The following is a 22,992-nucleotide window of genomic DNA, read 5'->3' as shown; positions in this document are numbered from 1 at the left end:
GGTATGCTCTCATGGGCGCTGCGTTACGCGCTCATGATGAGTGATCCGGGACCGGGCTATTCGCTGTGGATTTTGTCTATTGTTATCCACGGCTTTTGTTATGGCTTCTTTTTCACGGCCGGACAGGTTTATGTGGGCAATGTCGCTTCCAAATCCATCCAGGCCAGTGCGCAAGGACTCATTGCGCTCATTACTTTTGGCTTGGGTCAGGGCGCCGGTTCCATCATCTCCGGGCGTATCCTTGAGCACTATACGGTTGATGGCGCAATCCAATGGTCTCAAGTGTGGTTCTTGCCTATGATTGTTGCCTTGGTGGTTGGTGTCCTTTTCGCCTTGCTATTTAGAGTCAAACCCACAGAGGCGAAGGCAGTCGACATTGCAGAAGCATAAGTGCGTCGGGTTTTCCGGTGCCGACTGTTGACTTTTTGCACATAAAAAGCGTTTGATAGATAGCGCCCTGTTCCCGACAAGGAATTGGGCGCTGTTACTGTGCGTTATTATGGGAAAGGATAGAAGAATGCATAAAAATGCCTCCCCTTGGATCATAAAAACACAGGCATGGATACTGTGCGGTTTTTTAAGTGTCATGTTTCTTGCCCCCGCAAGTTATGGACAAAGCGATACCGCCAAGACAGATGGATCTGTTCAGTCGGAAACGAGTCAAGCACAGGAAGACACGGCGTCTAAGCCGGAGGGTTCCGCTTACGTCCTTCGTTTGAAGGGCGGGATTCCCGAAGAATTGCCTATTCCCGGCGATCCGCGTCCTTATGCCTCAAGTCCTTACGCCGAGCAAATCGACAAAGCTTTGGCCTTTTTGGCCTTTAAAGACCGTGATGTAAATCGGCTGTACCGATTGGTGCTCCTTGATTATATGCAGCGCAAATATTGCCTTCATGAACGTTATGGTCTCAAATCCACTTATGCCGCCCATCGTCGAGATGAATCCATGGGAGATCTGGGCAATTTAAAACGTTTGATAGAACCCGATTTTCTAGTGGATAAAGAAGTCATCGATGGCTGCGAACGCGTGGAACGTATTGTGTTGAGCGCCCTTTATTGTGATCTTTATCCGGCTGAATTATCGCTTCTTGATGAAATACTCGCCACCTTGAAAGAAGGTATGAATCCTTTTACTCCCGTCTTGGGGCTGAGTACGTTATGGCTCCGTGATCATAACTGTTTTCTCAATGAGCCTCAATTGATGTTGGTCAGAAATACCCTCTCTGTTATGTTCAAAAATCATTTACAAGAGAAGGGACTTGCTACCTCCATGGCCGGGCAATGTTTGGCGCTGCTTTTCGAGCTCAATCATCCTGAAATGGTTCAGGATGAATGGTTGCAAGGAGTTGCCGAGGCTCAAAATGATGAGGGCGGCTGGCCCACTGCCATTGGCACGGGCAACCAACAATCCAGCAATGGAATGACCACGACCCATTTGGTTTGGGCCTTGTTGCAACATGCGATTCCTGATGCACCTAAAACACCCATGGTACAGTCAGTTTCTGCGGAGAACAATAAATAATAAGCCGGAGGCGGCCATATGGATCCGATCTACAGCTGTCATAAATGCGGAAACGAATGGTCCGGTAAAAGTACTGCTCAGCCGGGATTTAAAGAAAGCTGTTCTCGCTGCGGTGCCTATTTACATTGCTGTTTGAATTGTAGTTTTCACCGGAAGAATGCACATAATCAGTGCTATATTCCCGGTACGGAATATGTTGCCGACCGCAAAGGCCTCAATTTTTGTGAGGAGTTCAAATTTCGCAGCGGCACGACAGACAACTCAAAAACAGAAGCCGTGAAGCAGCAATCACTGGAGAAATTCGCACAACTTTTTGGTGAAAACCCATCGGATTCGGATAAGCTTTCGTTTGATGATTTGTTTCGGAAATAAGCCGTTGTTTTGAGTATTATGGCAAAATATATGAGGGACACTCCTGTTTTATGGTACTATTTAGGCAGGATGGTTTTTCCCATGAAAGAGGAGATATCTTTATGAAACATAGTGTTGCCCGGGGGTTTACACTGATTGAATTGCTTACAGTGATTGCAATCATTTCAATTTTGGCAGCCATGGTTATGGTTGTCGGACCACGCGTAATTGAACGTGCGAAACTGCGCCGCCTAGACAGTGCGCTGCGACAAGTATCCATCGCATTGACAGCGTATTATACGGACAACCGTTCCTATCCGCCGGGATATGGCTATGTGGCTTTTGAATTTGCTAAAAACAATACGCCGCCCGCTAATTCTCAAGATGATTCCCGTTATTATCATCTCATTCCCTACATGCACATTATGGGCTATCACGGCCAGGTTCATTTATATGATGAGTTTTCGGTTTCCTATGACACCGACCGTGATGACCGCCTCAGCTTGCTCGAATTTTCGCCTCATGGTGATTTGCAGCCGGACAGCTCCTACAAATTCGATTTTAGAGAATGGCCCCGATACCATGGTCCGGGCACGCCCGGCCTCGGCATGGAAGAGGAACGTCAATTAGAAGCGGCGAAGCGGCCGTTCATCTATATTCCGGTTAATAAAAAACAATTTAACCAAGTGCAGAAATATTGGATGAAAAAGAATTCCGCCTATGCCGATGTTTGGGATCCCAGTGATCCCGATTTCCCGAGAGGACTCAGCTTTCCGCCCAACACCTACGACGCTTTTGTGTTGATTAGTGTTGGGCCGGGCGGCAGCACCTTCGGCTTACTGCCCGAACCGCTGGGCGTACCTGCAGAAACGGAACACAATTCCCGAAATCTTTATCATATCCTCGGGCTTCGCGCCTATTATCTTGCTACACGCGATAAGAACGCCAACGGCGTACTTGATTTTGATTTCCGTTCACGAACACAATTACGTGAAGCGGCTCCTGAAATGGAAAATGAATTACCGCCCGGTCAGCCGCCCTATGGATATGGTCCGTATATCTACTCAAGCGAGTGGCAAGGACGTAATTCGCGATCGTAAGACCGCCTTCAGCAGCCAGCCGGCACAGACCTTCACCGCAGCGGTGTTGCCGCACGCAGATCGTGCGGGACTTGCGCACTAAATGGATTCCGCTTCTTGCTCGCTAGTAAGCAATTTGTTGTAGCTTTAAAGTGCAAAGGAAAAACCATGACCGCTCCCTTGTTGGAATTGAAGGGGATCGGCAAGTCCTTTTCCGGGCAGCCCGTATTAAATGCCGTTGATTTCAGTTTGCGCGCCGGAGAAATCCACGTTTTGGCCGGAGAAAATGGTGCCGGTAAAAGCACGCTCATGCGTGTTCTTTGCGGCGTGTACCAAGATTATGAGGGCGAATTGCTGTTGAATGGGGTGAAGGAGCGTTTCAAGTCTCCTCAAGACGCCGCTCGTAAAGGTATCTCCATCATCCATCAGGAATTGTCGCTCATCCCGTCCATGACTGTTTCCGATAATATTTTTTTGGCTCGAGAAACGGATTTGCGTTGGGGATGGCTGCGCTTTTCAAGCGAAAGAAAACGATGTATCCGGATTCTGTCACGGCTCGGTGTGAAAGCACAAGCACAAGACCGTGTTGACACATATCCTATCGGTGTGCAGCAAAGTATTGAAGTGGCAAAAGCGCTGGCTTTTGATGCCCGTATATTGGTAATGGATGAGCCGACCAGCGCATTGACAGAGCCTGAGGTGGACCGTCTCTTTGCCGTGATGGAAGACCTGAAAAAAGATGGCTGCGGCATTATTTATATCACCCATAAGATGGAAGAGATCTATCGTGTTGCCGACCGCATTACGGTGTTGCGTGACGGTCATTACATTGGGACAGCAGACCGAGAAGATCTGTCACGAGAGCAATTGATTCATTGGATGGTGGGTAGGGAAGTGTCGGAATCTGCCCGGCGAGAAAAACCTTCTCTCGGCGAAACTGTTTTGGATATCAGACGTTTTACGGTTCCGGATCCGGGCGGACGACCACGACCTGCTGTGGATCGTGTTTCGTTTTCGTTGCACGCAGGCGAGATCGTCGGCTTGGCGGGATTGCAAGGTTCCGGAGCGGATGTGCTGCTCAATGCCCTTTATGGCAGTTACGGTTCCTGCACGACGGGAGAGCTGTATGTGGAGGGACGCGCCTACACGCCCCGATCCCCCAAGCATGCCTTGGATCGCGGCATCGCGCTCTTATGCGGCGATCGTAAGCGCGAGGGCTTAGTATTGCCCATGAGCATTACTCACAATATCAGCCTTGCTGCCTTAGCCCGTTTTTCACCAAGAGGATTGCTTCGGGAGGATAGAGAACAACGCGCCGCTGAGGAAAGCCGTTCCCATTTCGGCATTCGTGTAGCCTCCTTGGATCACCCTGTAGAGACCCTGTCGGGAGGGAATCAGCAAAAAGTGGTTCTTGCCAAATGCCTGCAAACGCAACCTCGTATTTTGCTGCTGAACGAACCTACACGGGGCGTGGATGTGGGGGCCAAGCAGGAGATCTATGCCTTGTTAAATCGATGGACAGCGCAGGGCATCGCGATTTTGTTAATTAGTACCGAGATGCCGGAATTGCTTGCCTTAAGTGACCGTATCATAGCGCTCCATCGCGGACATATGACCGCAACATTTCAAGGCTCTGATGTGAGTGCAGAAACCGTATTGGCCGCCTCTATGGGCGGTCTGGAGAAAAGTAAATCATGAATGCTGCTGTGGTACCTTTGCAGAGACTGCGCCCTATTTTTTCACATCCTTTGTTTCGCGCCCTGCTTGCCCTCGTTATTATTTTAATCCTGGGTTCCTTTTTCAATGCTGAAGGATCCTTCTTCCGTTGGGAGACCCATCGGGATATGCTGCGTCACATTTCCCGCTACGGTATTCTCGCCTGCGGCATGACCTTGGTCATCATCACCGGCGGCATCGATCTTGCCGTAGGCAGCGTGTTGGGCTTGGTCTCGGTTCTCTCCGCTTTACTCATGATTCATTGGGGCTGGTCGCCTCTTCTTGCCGTGCCGGTATGTCTGCTTGTCGGGCTGAGTTGTGGTGCCGTCTCAGGATCACTTGTTTCGAAGTTCCGGGTGCAGCCTTTTATCGCGACTATGGCGATGATGGTTTTTGCCCGAGGCTTGGCGAAATATATTTCAGGCGGCCGTAAAATATCCCAGGGCGTGCAGCAAGGCGATACCTTTGTCTATCTTGATTTCCCCCGTTTTTTTGAAGTGTTGAATGCCCGTATTTTAGGGGAAAATGTGGCCGTCGTCACCTTAGTATTTTTGGGCTGTGCGCTCTTTGCAGGCTTGTTGTTGGCACGGTTCAGGCCGGGCCGCTATCTTTATGCCATTGGCGGCAATGAGGAGGCAGCCCGTCTGTCCGGTGTGCCCGTAGCAAGCACTAAAATACTTGCCTATGCGCTAAGCGGTGTCTTCGCCGCCATCGCGGGTATCTGCCAGGCAGCACAAGAAACTCAGGGTGATCCTGAGGCGGGGGGCTCATATGAATTGACAGCGATTGCTGTTGTTGTCATCGGCGGCACCAACCTTATGGGCGGACGCGGCTCTATGGCGTTGACCTTGGTAGGGGCGTTGACCATTGGTTATCTTGAAAAAATTCTCAGCCTCAATGCCGTGGGCGAGGCGGGTCGGCTCATGCTGACCGGCTTCATTATTGTTGCTGCCGTATTATTTCAGCGCTCGAAAAGGTAGGGCTTCCTAACATGCTGCAGGGGATGGAATAGGAAACGAATTGCGGCACTGATTAGGATAGGCGCTCTTGAATTCAGCGTTCCTCAACGGCGGCGCAGATCCGTTCAAAACAGTAGCCTGTAAGCATTTCATGAGTGCCGTCAAAAATGGTGACTGAAGCCTGGGCAATCTCTTTTTTATAAAATATAGATCGGTCTTCAAGGGTGCCCGCCGCACGGTCTACTTTCACATCACGCGTCAGTAAGGCAAGCATTTCTTCGCAGCTAACCCGTGCGTCCGGTCGTTGGAAATGGGTTGCCAGTTTATTGAAAAAGTGTAGGGAGTGGGAAATAGGAACGCTTCCGGTGTACCCATCTTCTATGCCGGCATAAAGTTCGATGCGGCCCGGTGGTAATACCGGCATAGGCCAATAAAGAGGGGAGCGTTCCAAGGCGCAGTGGGGATCATATTCGTCGAAAGGTGAGCAGCACGCTACGATGTCTTCTGCATATTTTTTGCCGCGATTCTTCGATTCCCGATACCATGCGTCAAGGTCACTGATGGGAACCCAAGCAAGAAACAATCGTACAGGATGATTGGTGCGCAGATAGCTGCCCAGTGTCGCATAGCCGCCGCCGGAAGTGCCGACTACAAAAACGGCTGTGTTGTCTACCGGTCCTTCTCGTAGGGCATAGGCTATAGCATCGTCCAAATCTTGCACCGCCTTCTCGCTCAGGCAGGCGTCCGGGTTATTATTTGCGCCTCGGAAATCGGGGTGGATATAGTTCCAGTCTGCAGCAATCACTTTTTCTGCAAGGGGATCGGCTTGGTTGTAGTCGCCAGACCAACTGTGCAAGCTGAGTATGAGCGGCACGGGCGACGGGCTGTTACTTTTATAGTACAGCGCTTTTTGATCCGTACCGTCTATGCTGGAAGTGATGGAGATTTCGGTAATACCGGACTGGGATTCGTCGCCATGGCAGCAAAGCGTGGCGCCTAAGCAACAGAAGAGGATAGTGAGTATCCAAGTGTTCAGCGTCTCGATGGATCTGAAGGATCTTTCCAATCCATAGGGATCATAGGTTTTCAAGGAAATAAGATGGATCATAAAGATATGTCTTTCATTTAATGGCCGCGCTATTTGTGCTCAGGCTTCCTGCATGCCCATGAGCTGCAGGAAATTATCCCGTAAGATAGCGGGGCGCAGATGTTCACGGCCGGAGGTAGCCACGAGGAAGCGTGCCAACGACACAGATAAGGGATAATAGGGCCAATCCGTACCATAAAGCAATTTATCCGTATCGTAGTTGTCCAGTAAGTGCTGGATATTGGGTACCGGCTGCCCCGTAAAATCCAGCCAAACCTGATCTTCATAATCCTTGGCAACGGCGAAGGCCTCTTTGAAACGGGCACGAGAACCTGTGTGAGCAAAAATCATTTTTAGATTGGGAAATTCTTGCAGCGCCTTGCGGAATCGTTCGGGCTCGGCGAAGGCACGCATAAAAGCCGGTTCCCGACCTGTAAATCCTGTATGGGAGAGTACAATAACATCATGGGCGGCGCACCAGTCAAAGAGTGCCATGGATTCTTTGGCGTCAGGCGCAATGAACTGAAACACGGGGTGAAATTTCAACCCCCGACACGTGCGGTTGACCAATGCCTCCAAACGCTCTGCTTTGCTGTCTGACCAGTGCCGCGGATGAATGGCGGCAAAGGGCAGCAGCCGCTCGTCCAGTTGTGCCGCTGCCTCGGTTTGTTTCATGTGATGCGAACGTACCGGAATTTCAACCGGGAGCAGGGCCGCCCGACAATGATTAAAGCGTTCCATTTCCGCGAGCAGATTGACAGCTGTATGGGTTTTGTTTCGTTGGGGTGTGTGAAGCAAGGTCAGGGATGTTTCTCGAGACAATACCCTTGACTCCGCCTCGGTGGGATGCATTTGCACATGCAAAAAATCTTGGGGAATCTCATGATCAAAAAAATAAGACACGGGACAGCGCCGCGTCATGTCGATATCAGAACCAAAGCCTTGACTCCATCCCACATGGCTATGACAGTCTATGATAGCCGGCAGATCACTCCCCGCTTTCAATTGCATGTCGCCGTCTTCATTGGTTTCGAACCAAGGCAGTTGATCCAATTCCGACATGCGCAATATGGCGCGGTCGTGTCGGTTCTCCGGGAGATCACCCAAAAACCGGCGTGTATCCGTATCCGGGCGTTTTACAGAAAAGCCCTTGAAAGGACAGACTCCGCTTCGTGCGCCCAATTCGACCAGTGCCGCCGCGCCGAGTAAGCCGCCGGCGAGTTTGAGGAACTTCCTTCTTTTGACAGCCATGGATTAACCCTCCATTGACGTCGAATTCGCTTCGGCGAGATATGCAATAAAGTTATATACACTAATTATACTACATGAGAAAACGGATCATATGCAATATTCTTGTTGTATGACTTCTACCATATACGAAAAAAAAATAAGCAGTTGCCGTGTTCAAATAGGTTTTTGATTCGCTTTATAGTTAGCCGCAACAACCCGTACCCTGAGGGAGCGGACTTTATTGCGTCTACTATATAGCTTTTGAAACTGCGCAGACCCTGTTCCTCTTGCCCGTTCCTCTATGGCTATGCTACACTAGGGCAACCTTTCACTCCGGAGCCACCAGCAAAAGCATGACAACCCCTGTATTTACAAATGGCAATGTACCTGTCCCTATGTCCTCTCCAACCTACTCCGCTTGGACTATATACAGCCGGCTTGTAGCCTTGGCGTGGCATTATAAAGGACGTCTTATTTTATCGTTATTTCTCGCCCTTGTTATTGCCGCTTCTTTTGGCGCCATGCTGGTCGGGGTGGGTGTGTTAATCCGTGTCACCTTTTATGAAGCGCCTGAATCGACTGCTGTAACAGAACATTCCGAGGATCCCGCAGAGGCATTGGCGGAAAATGTACAGCATTATGTCGGTATCATGGAACGCTATGTCGGTTGGGGACCGACGGGGCTGCCCGATAAGCTACGTAATTTGGCGAAAACCATGCGTGCCGATCGTATGCGTGCCCTTATGGTTGCCTCCGTATTCGCCTTGATTTTAGCCTTTATTATGAACGTGGCACGTTTCTTTCAAGAGTATTTGGCAGGATCCATTGGCGCTAATATTACCAGCGATTTAGGCAGTGCCATGTATGCCAATTTGATGCGCCAGTCTGTGGGCTTTTTCGAGTCTCACAGTTCAGGTGAAATTCTAGCGCGTTTCACCAATGACATATTCATGGTGAATCGCGGTCTGGAAGGGGTGTTTATTAAATTAATGCGCGAGCCTATCAAGGTGCTTTTGTTTTTATCGGTGGCCCTGTCTGTCGATTGGCAGCTGACATTGATTGGTGTTTGCGTACTTCCTCTTGTACTTTATTTTCTGATCAGTATCGGAAAAAAGATGCGCATGAGTGTGCGCCGCTCTTTACAGAAAATTGCGGGCATGGCGACAGTCGTGAATGAAACGATCAAAGGCATCTCAATAATCAAAGGTTTTGGCATGGAAGATTATGAGGTGAATCGCGTTCATGCCGAGATAAGACGGTTGCGCAAGTTTTTGCTGCGTATGGTGCGGCTCCACGCGCTTACAGGCCCGAGCACAGAGCTTATACTGGTTGTGGGTATCGTGAGCTTTGTGTTGTTCAGTGGTCAGCGTGTCGAATCGGGACAGTTGGACGCGGGCGCTCTGGTTCAGCTTTATTTTGCCCTTGCCATGATGCTTGACCCGGTGCGCAAGATGTCGGATGTAAACAATCTTATTCAGACGAGCGTGGCAAGTGCACAGCGCTGTTTTGAGTTTATCGATATGCAGCCGGATATTCAGGAGCGTGCAGACGCCGTTGCCTTGGAGCCTTTACGTTCTTCTATCCGATTCGAGAACGTGAGTTTTTCCTATGATGGCGAGCGGGAAGTCTTGCAGGATATCAACCTGGAAATTAAAAAAGGGGAAATGGTTGCCTTGGTGGGCCCCAGCGGTTCCGGGAAAAGTACCTTCGTTAAGTTGCTGCCCCGTTTTTACGATCCTATCCGCGGCAGTGTGTCAATTGGCGGCGTAGCCATACGGGAAGCGACTATTTCCAGTCTCCGTGAGCAGATGAGTATTGTCACGCAAGATACGATTCTTTTTGCCGAGCCGCTGCGCAGCAATATCGCCTTTGGCCGTGATGATTTTACAGAAGAACGTATCCAAGGGGCAGCGCAAGCGGCGCATGCCGACCTTTTCATTGAAGAACTTCCCAATGGTTATGACACGGTCATAGGCGAATCAGGCTGCACCCTGTCCGGCGGACAACGTCAGCGAATCGCTATTGCCCGGGCAATCATCAAAGATCCGTCCTTATTGATTCTTGACGAGGCGACCTCAAGTTTGGATTCTGAAAGTGAACAACTTATTCAGGAAGCCCTTGATCATTTTGTGAAAGGGCGCACAACGATTGTGATTGCCCACCGCTTGTCCACGATTCAACGTGCCGATCGTATTTTGGTCATGGATGCCGGGCGCATTATTGAGGAAGGAAGTCTCGACGAATTGCTGGCTAAAGAAGGTGCCTACCGACGGCTCCATGATCTGCAGTTCAACATTAACGGATAGCAGCCATGAGTGATTGTCTTCGTCATGGCGACGAAATGGTATAAGCGTGCCCGGAAAGAAACAACAGTTCTTAGCGATGATTCGGAGGGGTCAAGTCTTCCTTCTGATGGGGTGCCTTTTGGCGTTTAGCGGCTGTGATTGTCGAAAAGAAGCTCCTGTCGCGCCCACCCCTGTACCGGCGCCCACGAAAGCGCCTGTACCTCCTCAAGAGGAAGCGCCGCCCCCCGTATCCGCCGATGCGCCCCCTGTTGCCGACGCGCCCGTTGCGGAATCAGGATTTCTTACGGCACCCATGCGCGTGCTCACCCTTGGCGGTACACCGCTTAAAGGGATGGCGCCTATTGCTACGTACAATCCAAACGCCTTTGATACGCCTATAGCCACCGGTTCGCTGACCGATGCCGATGGTCTATCTTCTATCCGTTTTCCTGCTTCAGAGAAAGTTGCGTTGCGCGCTTGGGATCCCGACCTTCGCTATTTCCCCAATAATTTCCTCGAAGTGCTGCCCAACAGCGGAACCATTCAAGAGACTTTGGAAATTAGAATGGTGCAGGCAGGCATCCTTTTCGCAGCCTTAATCTTGCCTAATCATCAACCGGTGTCCGGCGAAGAGGTAGGGCTCATGTTGATTCATCCGGTCTATGGGCCGTGGTGGCCGGCGGAATCGGTCACGAATGACCGGGGTGAGGTTGTTTTCGACCGTATCCCGCCCGGTAAATTTCTGTTGCGCTTAAAAGTCAGTTCCGGTCCGTCGGTGGAGGTGGGAGAAACCTATATTGCGCCGGCCGAACCCACAGCCTTAGGTCAGATCCAGCTGCAATAGCGTTTTTTTAAAGGGGGATGAAAAATAGGGAGACGAAAATATAAAGAAACGCCCGAAGCCTTTTCATATCGCTTCGGGCGTTATGATTTATAGGATGTATTTATTGTTTAGCGTTGCACCGGCACAAGGGGCGCATCCAGATGGTATGCTTGCTCGAGTGTCCCGACAAGGGGGCGTGCATAGGTGATGAAATCTTCCGTCACGTCATTGCCCGCCTCATTGATAAAATTGTTGGGGAAGGGTTTGGTGAGTCTGGCAACATCTTGCAGCGGGGCGAGACGATAGGAGATGGCGTAATTCGCAACACGTTCCATGACCACAGAACCATCTTGACCGTGTCGCAGGGCATGGCGCACGGCGACTTCACCGACGGTACGCGCTTCGACTTGGTCGACTTCACTGACACAGCCTAAGAAACTGCGTTGGAGATATCCCAAGGTATCCGCCCTGACACGGTCGATCTCGGTGTTCTTTTTAATATAATCCGCGAGGGCATCGCCAAGAGATCCGGATCCGGACAACTGTACATTGTTGTGATGGTCACGGACGATACCGATATACTCTGTGACTACGGGAAGCCCTTCGGCATTCTTGATGCCTTCAGACACCGCAACGACACAACGACCAAACTTTTCATAGACGGCCTTCACGTCTTCACAAAATTGTTTCATGGAGAAGGTGCGTTCGGGAAGATAAATAAGGTGGGGACCGTCATCTTCATATTTGCGGCCTAAGGCGCTGGCGGCAACGAGGAAGCCTGCATCACGGCCCATGACAACGCCGATGTATACGCCGGGCAAGGAACGATTATCGAGGTCTGCGCCGGCAAATGCCTGCGCCACAAATTTGGCCGCAGAACCGTAGCCGGGGCATTGATCGGTGACGCGCAGATCGTTATCGATCGTTTTGGGTACATGTACAACGCGCATATCATAGCCGACCTTTTTGCCCATTTCACTCACGATGCGGCAGGTGTCTGCGCTGTCATTGCCGCCGCAATAGAAGAAATAGCGGATATTATGGGTTTTACAAACCGCGAATATTTTTTTGCAATAGGCTTCGTCCGGTTTATCGCGTGTGGATAAAAGTCCGGAAGAGGGGCTGTTTGCCACGGCTTCCAAATTGGCATCGGATACATCGGTGAGATCAAGAAAGCGTTCGTTGATAATGCCGGAGACACCGTTCAACGCGCCGTAGATATGGGTAACTTGAGGGTAGTTCCGTGCTTCACGAATCACGCCTACCACACTTTGATTGATGACTGCCGTAGGACCGCCGCCTTGGGCTACCAGTACTTTTCCTTCTAATATGTTCGACATACTTTTCTCCCTTTATCGGTTATGTTAGATACATCTGTCCCTTTAAACGAGGCGTGGGGAATCATGATGATGCCCAAAGTATGCCATATCCGGCGCAAGAAATCAATTTGGAATCTGTGGAAGGGCTCTTATTGGAATGACACGAAGGAAAAATTCTGTTTTCAGGCCTTTTTCTTAAAAGATATCTATGGGAAAAGAGCGGAGCTATTTTGCTGGAGCGGTGTTTCGGAAATTTTAAAGCTGTCGGTGAAGGTTAGTTTTATACAGTCTCTTTCTTTTTTCGGATCCTACAAATCCAATCGAATAGAGGATTGAATATTTTGGGTACGATCATGGTTTCATGCTATACTTGCCATCGGATCAGGAACGTTTTTTCTTCAGGCGTATAAATTTTTAGGTATAAGTATAATTATAATGTGGGATAGATTTACCGATAGAGCGAAGCATGTTGTTGGCACTGCACGGGAAGAAGCCGTACGGCTTGGTTGCGAATATGTACGGACAGAACATATTCTGCTCGGATTGTGCAAAGAACCGGAAGGTATTGCTATACGTGCCCTCGAAAATCTCGGCGTTGATATTCAAGCGTTGATTTTGGAAATTGAACAACAGGTTCAGCCGAGTGTAGAACAGGTTGTTGAAGAAGATATTACTTTCACGCCCCGCGCCAAGAAAGTGCTGGAATTGGCTGTGGAGGAGGCGCGTCGTCTTAACCACAACTATATTGGCACGGAACATATTCTGCTTGGTTTGCTGAAGGAAGGTGAAGGTATTGCTGCGAAAGTCCTTCAAGAGGAAATCCCGAATATCACCCGCCTTCAAGATGAAGTCGTGCGTCTTTTGGGTGATCAAACCCGCCCGGGTGCCATTGGCTCACAAGGGAGCCGCAAATCGCAAACCCCTGCGTTAGACGCCTTCGGCCGGGATCTTACGCAAATGGCGCGTGAAGGGAAACTGGACCCCGTCATTGGGCGTGAAGACGAAATAGAGCGTGTGATTCAGGTACTGAGCCGCCGCACCAAAAATAATCCCGTGCTCATTGGCGAGGCGGGCGTGGGTAAGACCGCCATTGTCGAGGGACTCGCCCAATGTATCATCCGCGGCGACGTACCCGAACTGTTGCTCAACCGTCGTGTCTTGACCTTGGATCTGGCTGGCGTCGTGGCGGGCACGAAATATCGCGGACAATTTGAAGAGCGGCTAAAGGCAGTGATGAAAGAGATTCGTCGTGCCGACAATATTATTCTGTTCATTGATGAATTGCATACCATCGTGGGGGCCGGCGCGGCAGAAGGCGCAGTAGATGCGGCGAACATGCTGAAGCCCGCTTTATCTCGTGGCGAATTGCAGTGTGTCGGCGCTACGACCATGGACGAATATCGCAAACATATTGAGAAGGATTCCGCCCTTGCCCGTCGATTCCAGACGATTCTCGTTGAGGCGCCCACCGTTGAGGAAACGATTGAGATTATAAAGGGGCTGCGCGATAAATATGAGGCCCATCACCGTGTGAAATTTTCAGATGAAGCGGTAATCGCTGCGGCGCAGCTGGCGGACCAGTATATTGCTGATCGCTTTCTGCCTGATAAAGCCGTGGACGTTATCGATGAGGCGGGCAGCCGAGCACGATTACAGATCACGACACGCCCGCCGGCGCTCAAAGAAATGGATCATAAGATCGAAGAAGCACGAAAAGAAAAAGAAGCTGCTATTGGCGCTCAGGAATATGAGAAGGCGGCAGCCTTCCGCGATACAGAACGAACCATGGCGGCGGAGCTGGAGGAGGCAAAACGTGAGTGGGAACGGGTGCGCGATTCTTCTGAGACGATTGTAAATGAAGACGATATAGCCTACATTGTTTCCAAATGGACAGGGGTGCCGCTCACGAAGCTGGAAGAAAAAGAATCAGCGCGGCTGTTGCGGATGCGCGATGAACTGCATAAGACGGTTGTTGCGCAGGAAGATGCGATTAGCGCCATTACGCGCGCCATACAACGCAGCCGTTCGGGGCTGCGTGATCCTAATCGCCCGGTAGGTTCCTTCCTGCTGCTGGGTCCCACAGGTGTGGGAAAAACCTTGCTTGCCAAAGCCTTGGCTGAATTTCTCTTTGGTAATCAAGAAGCTTTGATTACCATTGACATGTCCGAATATATGGAAAAATTTGCCGTATCGCGTCTTGCCGGAGCGCCTCCCGGTTACATTGGTTATGATCAAGGCGGTCAATTGACGGAGCAGGTGCGTCGCCGGCCCTATTCAGTGGTTCTCTTTGACGAAATTGAAAAGGCCCATCCCGACGTTACCAATACCTTATTGCAAGTGTTGGAAGAAGGCTGTCTCACCGACAACACAGGCCGTAAAGTAGATTTCCGAAACACGGTAGTGATCATGACCTCGAATGCCGGTGCCAGACGCATTGGGAAGAGCACCTCCCTCGGCTTTTATCGCGATGAAGAGAGCGAACACTTCGAGCGTATGCGTGACCGCGTATTGGAAGAGGCGAAAAAGATTTTCAATCCTGAATTCATGAATCGGATTGATGAAATTTTGGTTTTCCACCGCTTGACACATAATGATTTTCTGAAAATAGTTGAAATCCAAATGCAAGAAGTGGTAGATAGAGTAGCGGAAAAGAACATTCATTTGGAATTCTCGGATCAGGCCAAAGAATTTATTGTTCGTATCGGAAGTAATGAGGAATACGGAGCGCGGCCTTTGCGGCGTGCCGTACAGCAGTATGTTGAGGATCCTCTTGCGGAAATCTTGTTAAAGGGCAATTTGGGCACAGTTACAACCATTACCGTGCACCCTTCAGACATTGGCGATAAGCTGGTGTTTACAAAAGGGGCACAGCCGGCGGAAGGTATACTCACTTGAAGAAGTTTTATTTGAATATCGTGGTTGTTTTCGTTGTTGTGGGGCTGACGATGTTGTGGCACGGAAACGGGGCTTTCGCACAAGATGCGGCGCCGCCGACTGTGCAGGACGTGCTCATTGAGGGCCTTTCTCGGATCAGTGATGCCGCCGCACGTGCGCAATTAGAGACGCAAGCAGGGAACCCATTTGATGCGGGCGCTGTGGCGCGTGACATCAAGCGCCTCTACGAGACGGGATATTTTGAGACCGTCAATTCCCGTACAGACGAAAGCGCGGCGGGCGTGGTCGTTGTCTATAGCGTCACGGAAAAACGCATTATTGGTGAAGTGCGCATCATTGGCAACAAAAAGATCAAGACGAAAAACATCCGTGCCGTTTTGTCTATGCGCGAGGGCGCGCCCTTTCAGCCCGATCTTTTTGAAGAGGAGCGAGATGCTATTCTTGCGCTCTATGAGGGCAAAGGCTATACCAACACCTTTATCGAAGTGAATTCCGAGAACATCGGCCCCAACAGTGTCCGTCTCATTTACGATATTTCTGAAGGCGGCAAAGCGCGCATTCACAGCATCAGCTTTGAAGGCAACGACAGCCTGAGCAACCGCGCCCTTCGCAAGACTATGAAAACAAAACGGGCGCGTTGGTTTATGGGCGGTCGTTATGAAGAAGCAAAATTTGAAGCCGATCTAAAGAACATTATTGATAAATACGGTGACAACGGGTATTTGGAAGCCGATATCGTCGCCACCGATATGGTCTATTCGAAAAATGGCAAGGCAATGGATGTTGTCATTCATATGGATGAAGGGCAGCAATACACCATGGAATCCTTGGACATCGCGAATAACGCGGTCTACGATGATGAAGAACTGTTAAGCACGGTAGAAGTGCTTCCGGGTTCTATTCATAACAAAGGCCAAGTAGCGGCGGATGTGGCATTAATTGAACAAGGGTATCAGGACAGCGGTTATATTGACTCTGTCGTAACGCCGCAAATTACCTTGGATCGGGAAACGAAGACGACCCACGCCGTCTATCATATTAATGAAGGTGATCTGAAATATGTCCGTGAAATACGGGTTACCGGAAATGATGTGACCAAGGACGAAGTGATTCGCCGGCAAATGCTGTTGATCCCGGGAGAACGCTACGACGGCGCAGCGGTGACGGACAGCGAAAACCGCATCAAAAATACGCGTTTCTTCGATAAGACCCGCATTACCTTTGCCGAAACAGACGACGAGTTGTTTACGGATCTGTTGGTTAATGTGGAAGAAGGTAAAACAGGAACCTTCAATTTTGGCGCAGGCTATAGTACAGAAGACCGTTTGGGCGTGTATTCCGAAGTGCGCTTGAACAATTTCGATATCTTCAACTGGCCTTCCTTTTCGGGCGGCGGCCAACAGCTGCGGCTTCGTGTACAGGTCGGCGATCGTAGAGATCAATATAGTTTAAGTTTTACCGAACCCGAATTCCTGGGCTATCCGCTGACCTTTGGTTTTGACGTATTCGACGAATCGTATGACGTGCGCGGCGCAGCGCGGTACCGGGAAGAGGCAAGGGGCGGTCAAATCCGCTTTGGCAAGGCGCTGTCCCCCACCACGATGGTCATGACAGCACTCCGTTACCAAGAAACCGATTTGAGAGATTTGGAATGGTATTACAATCCGGTGCTGCGTATGCAGGCGGGAGAATCTACGACCATCGCCAACAGCTGGTCTATAGAACGCAATACCTTGGATTCACGTTTCGATCCCAACCGGGGCTATGTCCATCTTTTGGTGGGTGAAGTTGCCGGTCTTGGCGGTGACCACGAATTCTGGCGTATTGAGCAAGATTCGAGCTGGTTCCGTTCCTTAGGCGAGAAAGAAAAATGGGTTCTCTCTGTCCGTGCCCGTCATGGCGTCATGGACACCTATGGCAGCTCCAAATATGTGCCGCTGCAGGAGCGTTTCTATGCCGGCGGTACCGCTACGGTTCGTGGTTATCGCAACCGTGACATTGGTCCCAAAATCAGAGAATATTGGCTGGGCGGCGATCGCTTTGCCATTGGCGGCAACGCCCGTGCAGTCTACAATGTTGAGGCAAAATTCCGTGCCACTGATATCTTCCGTGTATATGCCTTTGCAGATGCCGGCGGTGTTTGGGATGAAGTGGGTGACGTGAGTTTTGGCGATCTCAATTATAGTGTGGGAACCGGTATCGGCTTTAATGTGCCTATGCTTGGACCCATTCGGGTTGACTACGGCTATCCGCTCAATCCCGGCCGCCACCAGAGCAGCAGCGGAAGGCTGCATATGTCTACCGGATTCCGTTTTTAATCTTTTGGCTGAAATGTTTAACGTTTAGCGTTTGTTCTATAGCCATAGTGTGGTAAGTGGGGTCAAAAGACTTTTGCTTGATTGCAAAATCGCGCTATGCCGTGATATACTGACGATCTACACGTTTCAAAAGCGTTATTATGTGCTCGTTGGCACGTATTTAGGTTATCTTTTTTCGTCTCCACCCCAAAAAGCGCGAGTGCGCTTAAAGTAAAGGGATTTCGCAGTGAATCAACAAGTATCTTATCTTCGTTTAGTTCTAGGGCTGTCCATTGTATTAACGTTAGCATTTTCCTGCCTCATGGTTCGGCCGGCCGCGGCTCAAACTGAGACGACCGGACAGTACCGTATTGCGGTGGTAGACATGTCTTTATTGATGTCGGAATATAACAAACGCAAAGCGAAATACAATGAGCTGCAAAAAGAGGTGGACCGGCTCCAGCAGGAAATTGATTCCATGTCGCAGCGCATTGAAAAGGCCAAGAGCGATTACGAAGCCAAAAAAGATAGTATGAGCGATGATGAACGTTTCGACAAGCGTTCGCAGATCGAATCCGATTTCGTGCAATACAGAAGTGAGCTGGAGCGTCGTCAGCGCCTTATTGACACACAAGAAGAACGGGTGCTCAAAGAAGTCGTGAACGACATTGAAGCCGTGATTGCGAAGGTGGCGGAAAAAGACCGGTACCATCTGATCCTGAATGCGTCCAAAGGGACCCGTGCCAGCGTGTTATACCACAGTGCTACCATTGACATTACTTCTCAGGTGCTCCAAGATCTGAACAAGTAAGGGTAACATTTACAGACCGGTTTCTAAGCCTAAGCTTATTATGGAAACTGATTTGTCTGGTCAGGTATGCCCCGATCTTGTTGGGGGATACCTGAACAGCGGGAGAGTGACCCGATAATGGAAATGACGGTCGGTCAAATAGCTCAATTGGTGGGCGGTATTGTGGAAGGTGATGCTTCTGTTCGTGTCTGCGGGGTGAACAGCCTGGCTGAAGCTACAGAAGCGGATCTGACCTTTGCTCGGAGCCCCCAATATTTTTCTGAACTTCTGAAATCCCGAGCGGCAGCCGCACTGGCACCCCAATCCGTGCCCGATGCGCCTATGCCCATCATACGTGTGGCCCAACCGGATGTGGCTTTTCTCAGCATTGTGCAGCATATGGCGCCGCCCATCACCCACCCTTCCCCCGGCGTGCATAGCTCTGCCTGCATTGATGCTACTGCACAGATCGGGGAAGAGGTCACTATCGGCGCGCACGTCTCCATTGCCGCCAACGCGCAGATCGGCGATCACGTAATTATCTATCCGGGGGTCTATGTCGGCGCACGCTGTCGGGTGGGAGATAACACGATTCTTTATCCAAACGTAGTACTCCGGGAAGATACTGTGCTTGGTAAACGTTGTATAATTCATGCCGGCGCATGTATTGGCAGTGACGGTTTTGGGTTTGCCCCTATTGGCGGCAGCTGGCATAAGATTCCCCAGATCGGCACTGTTTCAATTGGCGATGATGTAGAGATAGGCAGCAACACCACTGTAGACCGTGCCACCTTTGGCACTACGACCATTGGCAGTGGTACAAAGATTGACAATCTCGTACAAATAGGGCACAATGTTCAACTAGGTAAGCATTGCGCCATCGCCGGGAAAGCCGGAGTTTCGGGAAGCGCGCAAATCGGCGACCATGTTTCCATTGGTGCCGATGCGGGGCTCGCGGGACATATAACCATCGGCAAAGGAACGACCATCGGCGGTCGAGCCGGAGTAACCCGCAGTATTGGCGAAGGTCAGGTTGTATCGGGTTTCCCGGCTATAGACCATGCCTTACAGCGGCGTGTACTTGTGGCACAACAAAAACTGCCTGAACTGCTTCGGCGTGTGAGAGAGCTGGAGCGAACGATAGAGGCATTGAAAGACGCACAAGGAAATGAAACAACGAACAATCGCTAAAGAAGCCTCCTATGACGGCGTGGGGCTGCATACAGGTAATTTAACGACAGTAACTTTTAAACCCGCACCGGCAGACTCAGGAATCGTGTTTTATCGGGTCGACTTGGATCCTGTACAGGCCATACCCGCCCTCGTGGATAATGTGGTGGACGTGGCACGAGGCACGACCATCGGTATCGGCGATGCGAAAATCCATACCATTGAGCACGCCATGTCAAGCCTCGCGGGGCTGGGCATCGACAATCTGATTATTGAGGTCGACGCCGATGAGATTCCTGTCGGTGACGGCAGCGCCCTGCCGGTCATGAATACCCTGCTTAACGCAGGTATTGTGGACTTGGAAGCAGACAAGCAATATATCCGCGTGGATCACCCCGTTTATTATCGCAAAGACGATGTGACACTGAGCATATTGCCTTCCGACGATCTGCGCGTCACCATGACCATTGCTTATGACCATCCCACTGTGGGCACGCAATACGCCTCCTTCACGATTACGGAAGATACTTTCAAAAATGAATTGGCGCCGGCGCGTACCTTTTGTTTTTTACGGGAAGTGAAAATGTTGCAGGATGCCGGATTGATCCAGGGCGGCAGCTTAGAAAGTGCCGTGGTGATCAATGATGACGGCATTCTCAATGATGATCTCCGTTTCCCCGATGAATTCGTGCGTCACAAGATTCTTGATCTGCTCGGTGATACCTACCTGTTGGGCGCGCCTCTAAAAGGGCATATTATCGGCGTTAAATGCGGTCATGAAAAGAACGTGAATTTTTCGAAGCAGATCCAAAAGGTCTATGCGCGAACCTATCCCGACAGCGAAGTGCGTTCCTATAAGCATAAACTGCGGCGCACGCCGCCCGCCTTGGATGTCAATAAGATCATGAAGATCTTGCCCCACCGCTATCCTTTTTTGCTCGTCGATCGCATCCTCAGCTATGAACCGTTGAAGACGGTGACCGGTATCAAAAACGTTACCGTTAATGAGCCTTTTTTCCAAGGGCATTGGCCCAATATTCCCGTTATGCCCGGCGTACTCATTATTGAAGCCATGGCACAAGTGGCGGCAGTACTCGTTTTCGGAGAAAATGGCGAGGCGAACGGACGCCTGGCATTTTTGATGGGGGTGGAGCGAGCGCGCTTCCGGGACACGGTCGTCCCCGGAGATCAGCTTGTGCTGAAGGCGGAAATGGTCCACTATCGCCATAATGCGTGCAAAATTAAAGCCGTGGCATTGGTGGATGATGTTGTTGCTGCGGAAGCGACCATGTCCTTCGGGTTGATGCACATCGAATAGACCGGCATGGGAGCCGCATAGCGCCCGCAGCCCAAAGATTCGAGGACGCTGTCGTGGCGTGTTGGGCGCTTACGGCGATTCAGCCGGCGGGATGGATGGCATCAAGCTCCAATTCAAACAAAAGATCATCACGACAAATATCAGTGTGCGCAATAACGCCCGGCAGTGAGGGCATACCCCGCTCTTTCAAGGCAGTTGCAAAGTTAGGCGCGTCTTCCGCGTGTTTAAAATAAGCGATGCTTCGCGTCGTACAGTCCCAGGTCATGCCGCGAGATACCAATATGGCTTCCACCACATCCAAGGTAAGTTCTATCTGGGCGCGCACATCTCCTAAGTGAACACTTAAGCCGCCTGGCTCAATACTTGCCGTTCCCGATATGTATAGACGGCGCAGTCCGCCTGCCGTAAATTCCATGGCGCGGCTGAAGGCGCTGCCGTATTCAAAGGAAGGACATTGCAAGGGGGAGAGCACTTCCGTGGGGGTCAGCGATTGGCTATGGGCGGCAACTGCCAAAACTCCGGCGATCAAAGCGGCATCCTTTCCGTTCCGGCAGCCGATGCCCGTGCTCGCGGGTACGAAGCGGTCAAAAAGACCCCGCTCCTGAAAAAAGGCGGTGCGCACTTCATTGAAACTGTCGTACCATTGCAGCATGTCTTTGTTGTAGAACCATGTTCTGACCACGTGGGTGAAATCCATATTGGCGAGGGCGAGTGCTTCTTCAAGATTATGAAAAAGTTCTTCCGTTTGTTCTTTCGGGGATGCGCCGAGATTGACAGCCGTGTTTCCGCCCAAGCGGCAGTAACGGAGTCCGTCAATATCATAGGTAACACCAACCGCTCTTTCGCCCGCCACAAGAGGCGTGACCTCAGGTCCTTCCAAGGCAGTGGCTACGATGCTGTAAAAAGGAGCATCTTGCGTATATCTGCCTTCAAGCCAGGTGATGGACGGATAGGGAAGCGTAGAGAAAGCCTCTTTTAATTGGCTTTCCATGGAGCCGGGTACGCCGAAAATATCGAAGGCAATGAGGGAGGCATTCCGTTGGCCCACCGCATCCGCCACGTGGGTGCAAGCCTGTGCAAACTCACTTTGTACTTCGGATTGGAAGGTTATTACATGCTCTTTGCATCTCGCCCGTTCGAAGGAGGTGATCGAGAGCTTATTGTTATCGGTAATGGTGCTTGGCATCATAACTGGGGTTCCTGTTTTCGGTATAAATTAATGCTGTAAATGTATCTATGCGTTTATAGGCGTTTTAGGCCGCGCCGGTTTTTGATCAGCCTATCTATGGCGTGGCCGAATTGCGGCTTCCAAAGGGGTATTCGGATCTGAGCGTGCTGCCCTTATAAGGAGAGCAAGAAGGCGACCAGATCATCCAGCGCCTCTTCGTCAAGATCCTTTGTTTTCCCATGCCGATCATCTGCGTTGTATTGTTTCAACACCTCATGCAAGGTAGCCGCACGGCCGTCATGAAGGTAGGGGGCAGTACGCCAGATCTCGACCAAGGTCGGCGTATCCACGGCTTTGCCCTCATCCAATCCCTGAGTCAATCCCAGTTCATGGAGTTTCAGATCTGTATATAAAGGGGCAGGATGGCAATGTGCACAGCCCCCTTGGTTATGAAAGAGTTCTTTACCTCGTTGGGCAGATTCCGTTAAAGCGCCCTCTTGCAAATAAGGACTGGCAACCGGTTTCAGCGCTTTTAGATAGCTGTCAATGGCTTGGGCATCTTCATCGGGCCGTATGGCAAATTGAATATATCGAATGCCGGCGCGGACCGCTGTTTCTGCTTTGTCGCGAACGCCGAGGCTCATGACCGGCGGTGTGGCATGAGACAGCAACATGCTGCGCGTATTTTTGGGGTTCCCGATACCGTCGTTCATCAAATCCCAGTTCAAGCCATCAACACGGGCTTCAGGATGACAGCTGATGCAGCTTTGCCAGTGTTGGAAGCAGAGCTCGGCGTCATGAAAATATTGTTCGCCTTTCCGTTCTTCCGAAAGGACCACGTCTTCATTGACCAAGGGGATACGATCGGTTTTGTTGCGTCCTTGGCTTGTCAGGGAAATTTCCGCCACGCTGTCATCAAAATAGAGGGCTGCAAAAGCCGTATCGTTATTCACCCATAATCCCCGGGGCCCATTGCCCGGAAG

The 22,992-nt window shown here is 50.7% G+C and carries 18 protein-coding genes; 13 read left to right on the top strand and 5 right to left on the bottom strand.

Annotated elements, in window-relative coordinates; genetic code table 11:
• From GX117_03525 to GX117_03500, 6 genes are all read left to right on the top strand, one after another.
• Positions 1–390: nucleoside permease (locus GX117_03525; GenBank protein NLO32415.1), on the top strand; the 390-nt coding region annotated here is incomplete at its 5' end.
• Positions 391–517: 127 nt separating this feature from the next.
• A complete protein-coding gene (locus GX117_03520; GenBank protein NLO32414.1) occupies positions 518–1,522 on the top strand; it encodes a hypothetical protein in 1,005 nt (334 codons plus the stop codon).
• An 18-nt stretch (positions 1,523–1,540) separates the two neighbouring features.
• Entirely contained in the window at positions 1,541–1,894 is a 354-nt protein-coding gene (locus GX117_03515; protein NLO32413.1) for a hypothetical protein, read from the top strand.
• Between the two features lie 50 nt (positions 1,895–1,944).
• Entirely contained in the window at positions 1,945–2,973 is a 1,029-nt protein-coding gene (locus GX117_03510) for a type II secretion system protein (protein ID NLO32412.1), read from the top strand.
• A 147-nt stretch (positions 2,974–3,120) separates the two neighbouring features.
• Positions 3,121–4,650, top strand: coding sequence for a sugar ABC transporter ATP-binding protein (locus tag GX117_03505; protein NLO32411.1), 1,530 nt, complete (start codon positions 3,121–3,123; stop codon positions 4,648–4,650).
• A complete protein-coding gene (locus GX117_03500) occupies positions 4,647–5,648 on the top strand; it encodes an ABC transporter permease (GenBank protein NLO32410.1) in 1,002 nt (333 codons plus the stop codon). Before GX117_03505 ends, GX117_03500 begins: the two co-directional genes overlap by 4 nt.
• Positions 5,649–5,721: 73 nt before the next feature.
• On the opposite strand, the gene GX117_03495 is transcribed toward GX117_03500, so the two are convergent.
• Both GX117_03495 and GX117_03490 read right to left on the bottom strand, forming a co-directional pair.
• Complete coding sequence (locus GX117_03495) at positions 5,722–6,735, bottom strand: prolyl oligopeptidase family serine peptidase (protein ID NLO32409.1); 1,014 nt, start codon at positions 6,733–6,735, stop codon at positions 5,722–5,724.
• A gap of 39 nt (positions 6,736–6,774) precedes the next feature.
• A complete protein-coding gene (locus tag GX117_03490) occupies positions 6,775–7,965 on the bottom strand; it encodes an amidohydrolase family protein (protein NLO32408.1) in 1,191 nt (396 codons plus the stop codon).
• A gap of 332 nt (positions 7,966–8,297) precedes the next feature.
• Here GX117_03490 and GX117_03485 point away from each other — a divergent pair, with 332 nt between their 5' ends.
• Complete coding sequence (locus GX117_03485; protein ID NLO32407.1) at positions 8,298–10,250, top strand: ABC transporter ATP-binding protein; 1,953 nt, start codon at positions 8,298–8,300, stop codon at positions 10,248–10,250.
• A gap of 118 nt (positions 10,251–10,368) precedes the next feature.
• Positions 10,369–11,073, top strand: a complete 705-nt coding sequence (locus GX117_03480; protein ID NLO32406.1) for a hypothetical protein — start codon at positions 10,369–10,371, stop codon at positions 11,071–11,073.
• Between the two features lie 107 nt (positions 11,074–11,180).
• Here GX117_03480 and GX117_03475 read toward each other — a convergent pair whose 3' ends face one another.
• Positions 11,181–12,392 (bottom strand): 6-phosphofructokinase, encoded by a 1,212-nt coding sequence (locus GX117_03475; protein NLO32405.1) that lies wholly within the window; start codon positions 12,390–12,392, stop codon positions 11,181–11,183.
• Between the two features lie 414 nt (positions 12,393–12,806).
• On the opposite strand from GX117_03475, the gene GX117_03470 reads away from it, so the two are divergent.
• The 5 genes from GX117_03470 (at position 12,807) to GX117_03450 (ending at position 20,841) form a co-directional block, all read left to right on the top strand.
• The gene (locus tag GX117_03470) at positions 12,807–15,266 is read left to right on the top strand and encodes an ATP-dependent Clp protease ATP-binding subunit (GenBank protein NLO32404.1); all 2,460 of its coding nucleotides are present in this window, start codon (positions 12,807–12,809) and stop codon (positions 15,264–15,266) included.
• Positions 15,263–17,584 (top strand): outer membrane protein assembly factor BamA, encoded by a 2,322-nt coding sequence (gene bamA / locus GX117_03465; GenBank protein ID NLO32403.1) that lies wholly within the window; start codon positions 15,263–15,265, stop codon positions 17,582–17,584. The genes GX117_03470 and bamA overlap by 4 nt, the downstream gene beginning before the upstream one ends.
• A 226-nt stretch (positions 17,585–17,810) precedes the next feature.
• Complete coding sequence (locus GX117_03460; GenBank protein NLO32402.1) at positions 17,811–18,374, top strand: OmpH family outer membrane protein; 564 nt, start codon at positions 17,811–17,813, stop codon at positions 18,372–18,374.
• 117 nt (positions 18,375–18,491) lie between these two features.
• Positions 18,492–19,544, top strand: a complete 1,053-nt coding sequence (gene lpxD, locus GX117_03455; protein ID NLO32401.1) for a UDP-3-O-(3-hydroxymyristoyl)glucosamine N-acyltransferase — start codon at positions 18,492–18,494, stop codon at positions 19,542–19,544.
• On the top strand, positions 19,522–20,841 hold the full coding sequence (locus GX117_03450) for a bifunctional UDP-3-O-[3-hydroxymyristoyl] N-acetylglucosamine deacetylase/3-hydroxyacyl-ACP dehydratase (GenBank protein ID NLO32400.1): 1,320 nt from the start codon (positions 19,522–19,524) through the stop codon (positions 20,839–20,841). Before lpxD ends, GX117_03450 begins: the two co-directional genes overlap by 23 nt.
• A gap of 79 nt (positions 20,842–20,920) precedes the next feature.
• Here GX117_03450 and GX117_03445 read toward each other — a convergent pair whose 3' ends face one another.
• A complete protein-coding gene (locus GX117_03445; GenBank protein NLO32399.1) occupies positions 20,921–22,030 on the bottom strand; it encodes a hypothetical protein in 1,110 nt (369 codons plus the stop codon).
• Between the two features lie 152 nt (positions 22,031–22,182).
• A complete protein-coding gene (locus tag GX117_03440; GenBank protein ID NLO32398.1) occupies positions 22,183–22,962 on the bottom strand; it encodes a c-type cytochrome in 780 nt (259 codons plus the stop codon).
• Between the last annotated feature and the right edge of the window lie 30 nt (positions 22,963–22,992).

The sequence above is a fragment of the Candidatus Hydrogenedentota bacterium genome (assembly GCA_012523015.1).
GTDB lineage: Bacteria > Hydrogenedentota > Hydrogenedentia > Hydrogenedentales > CAITNO01 > JAAYBJ01.
The sequence above is the reverse complement of the archived record's forward strand: the minus strand, read 5'-3'. Positions and strand labels throughout refer to the sequence as shown.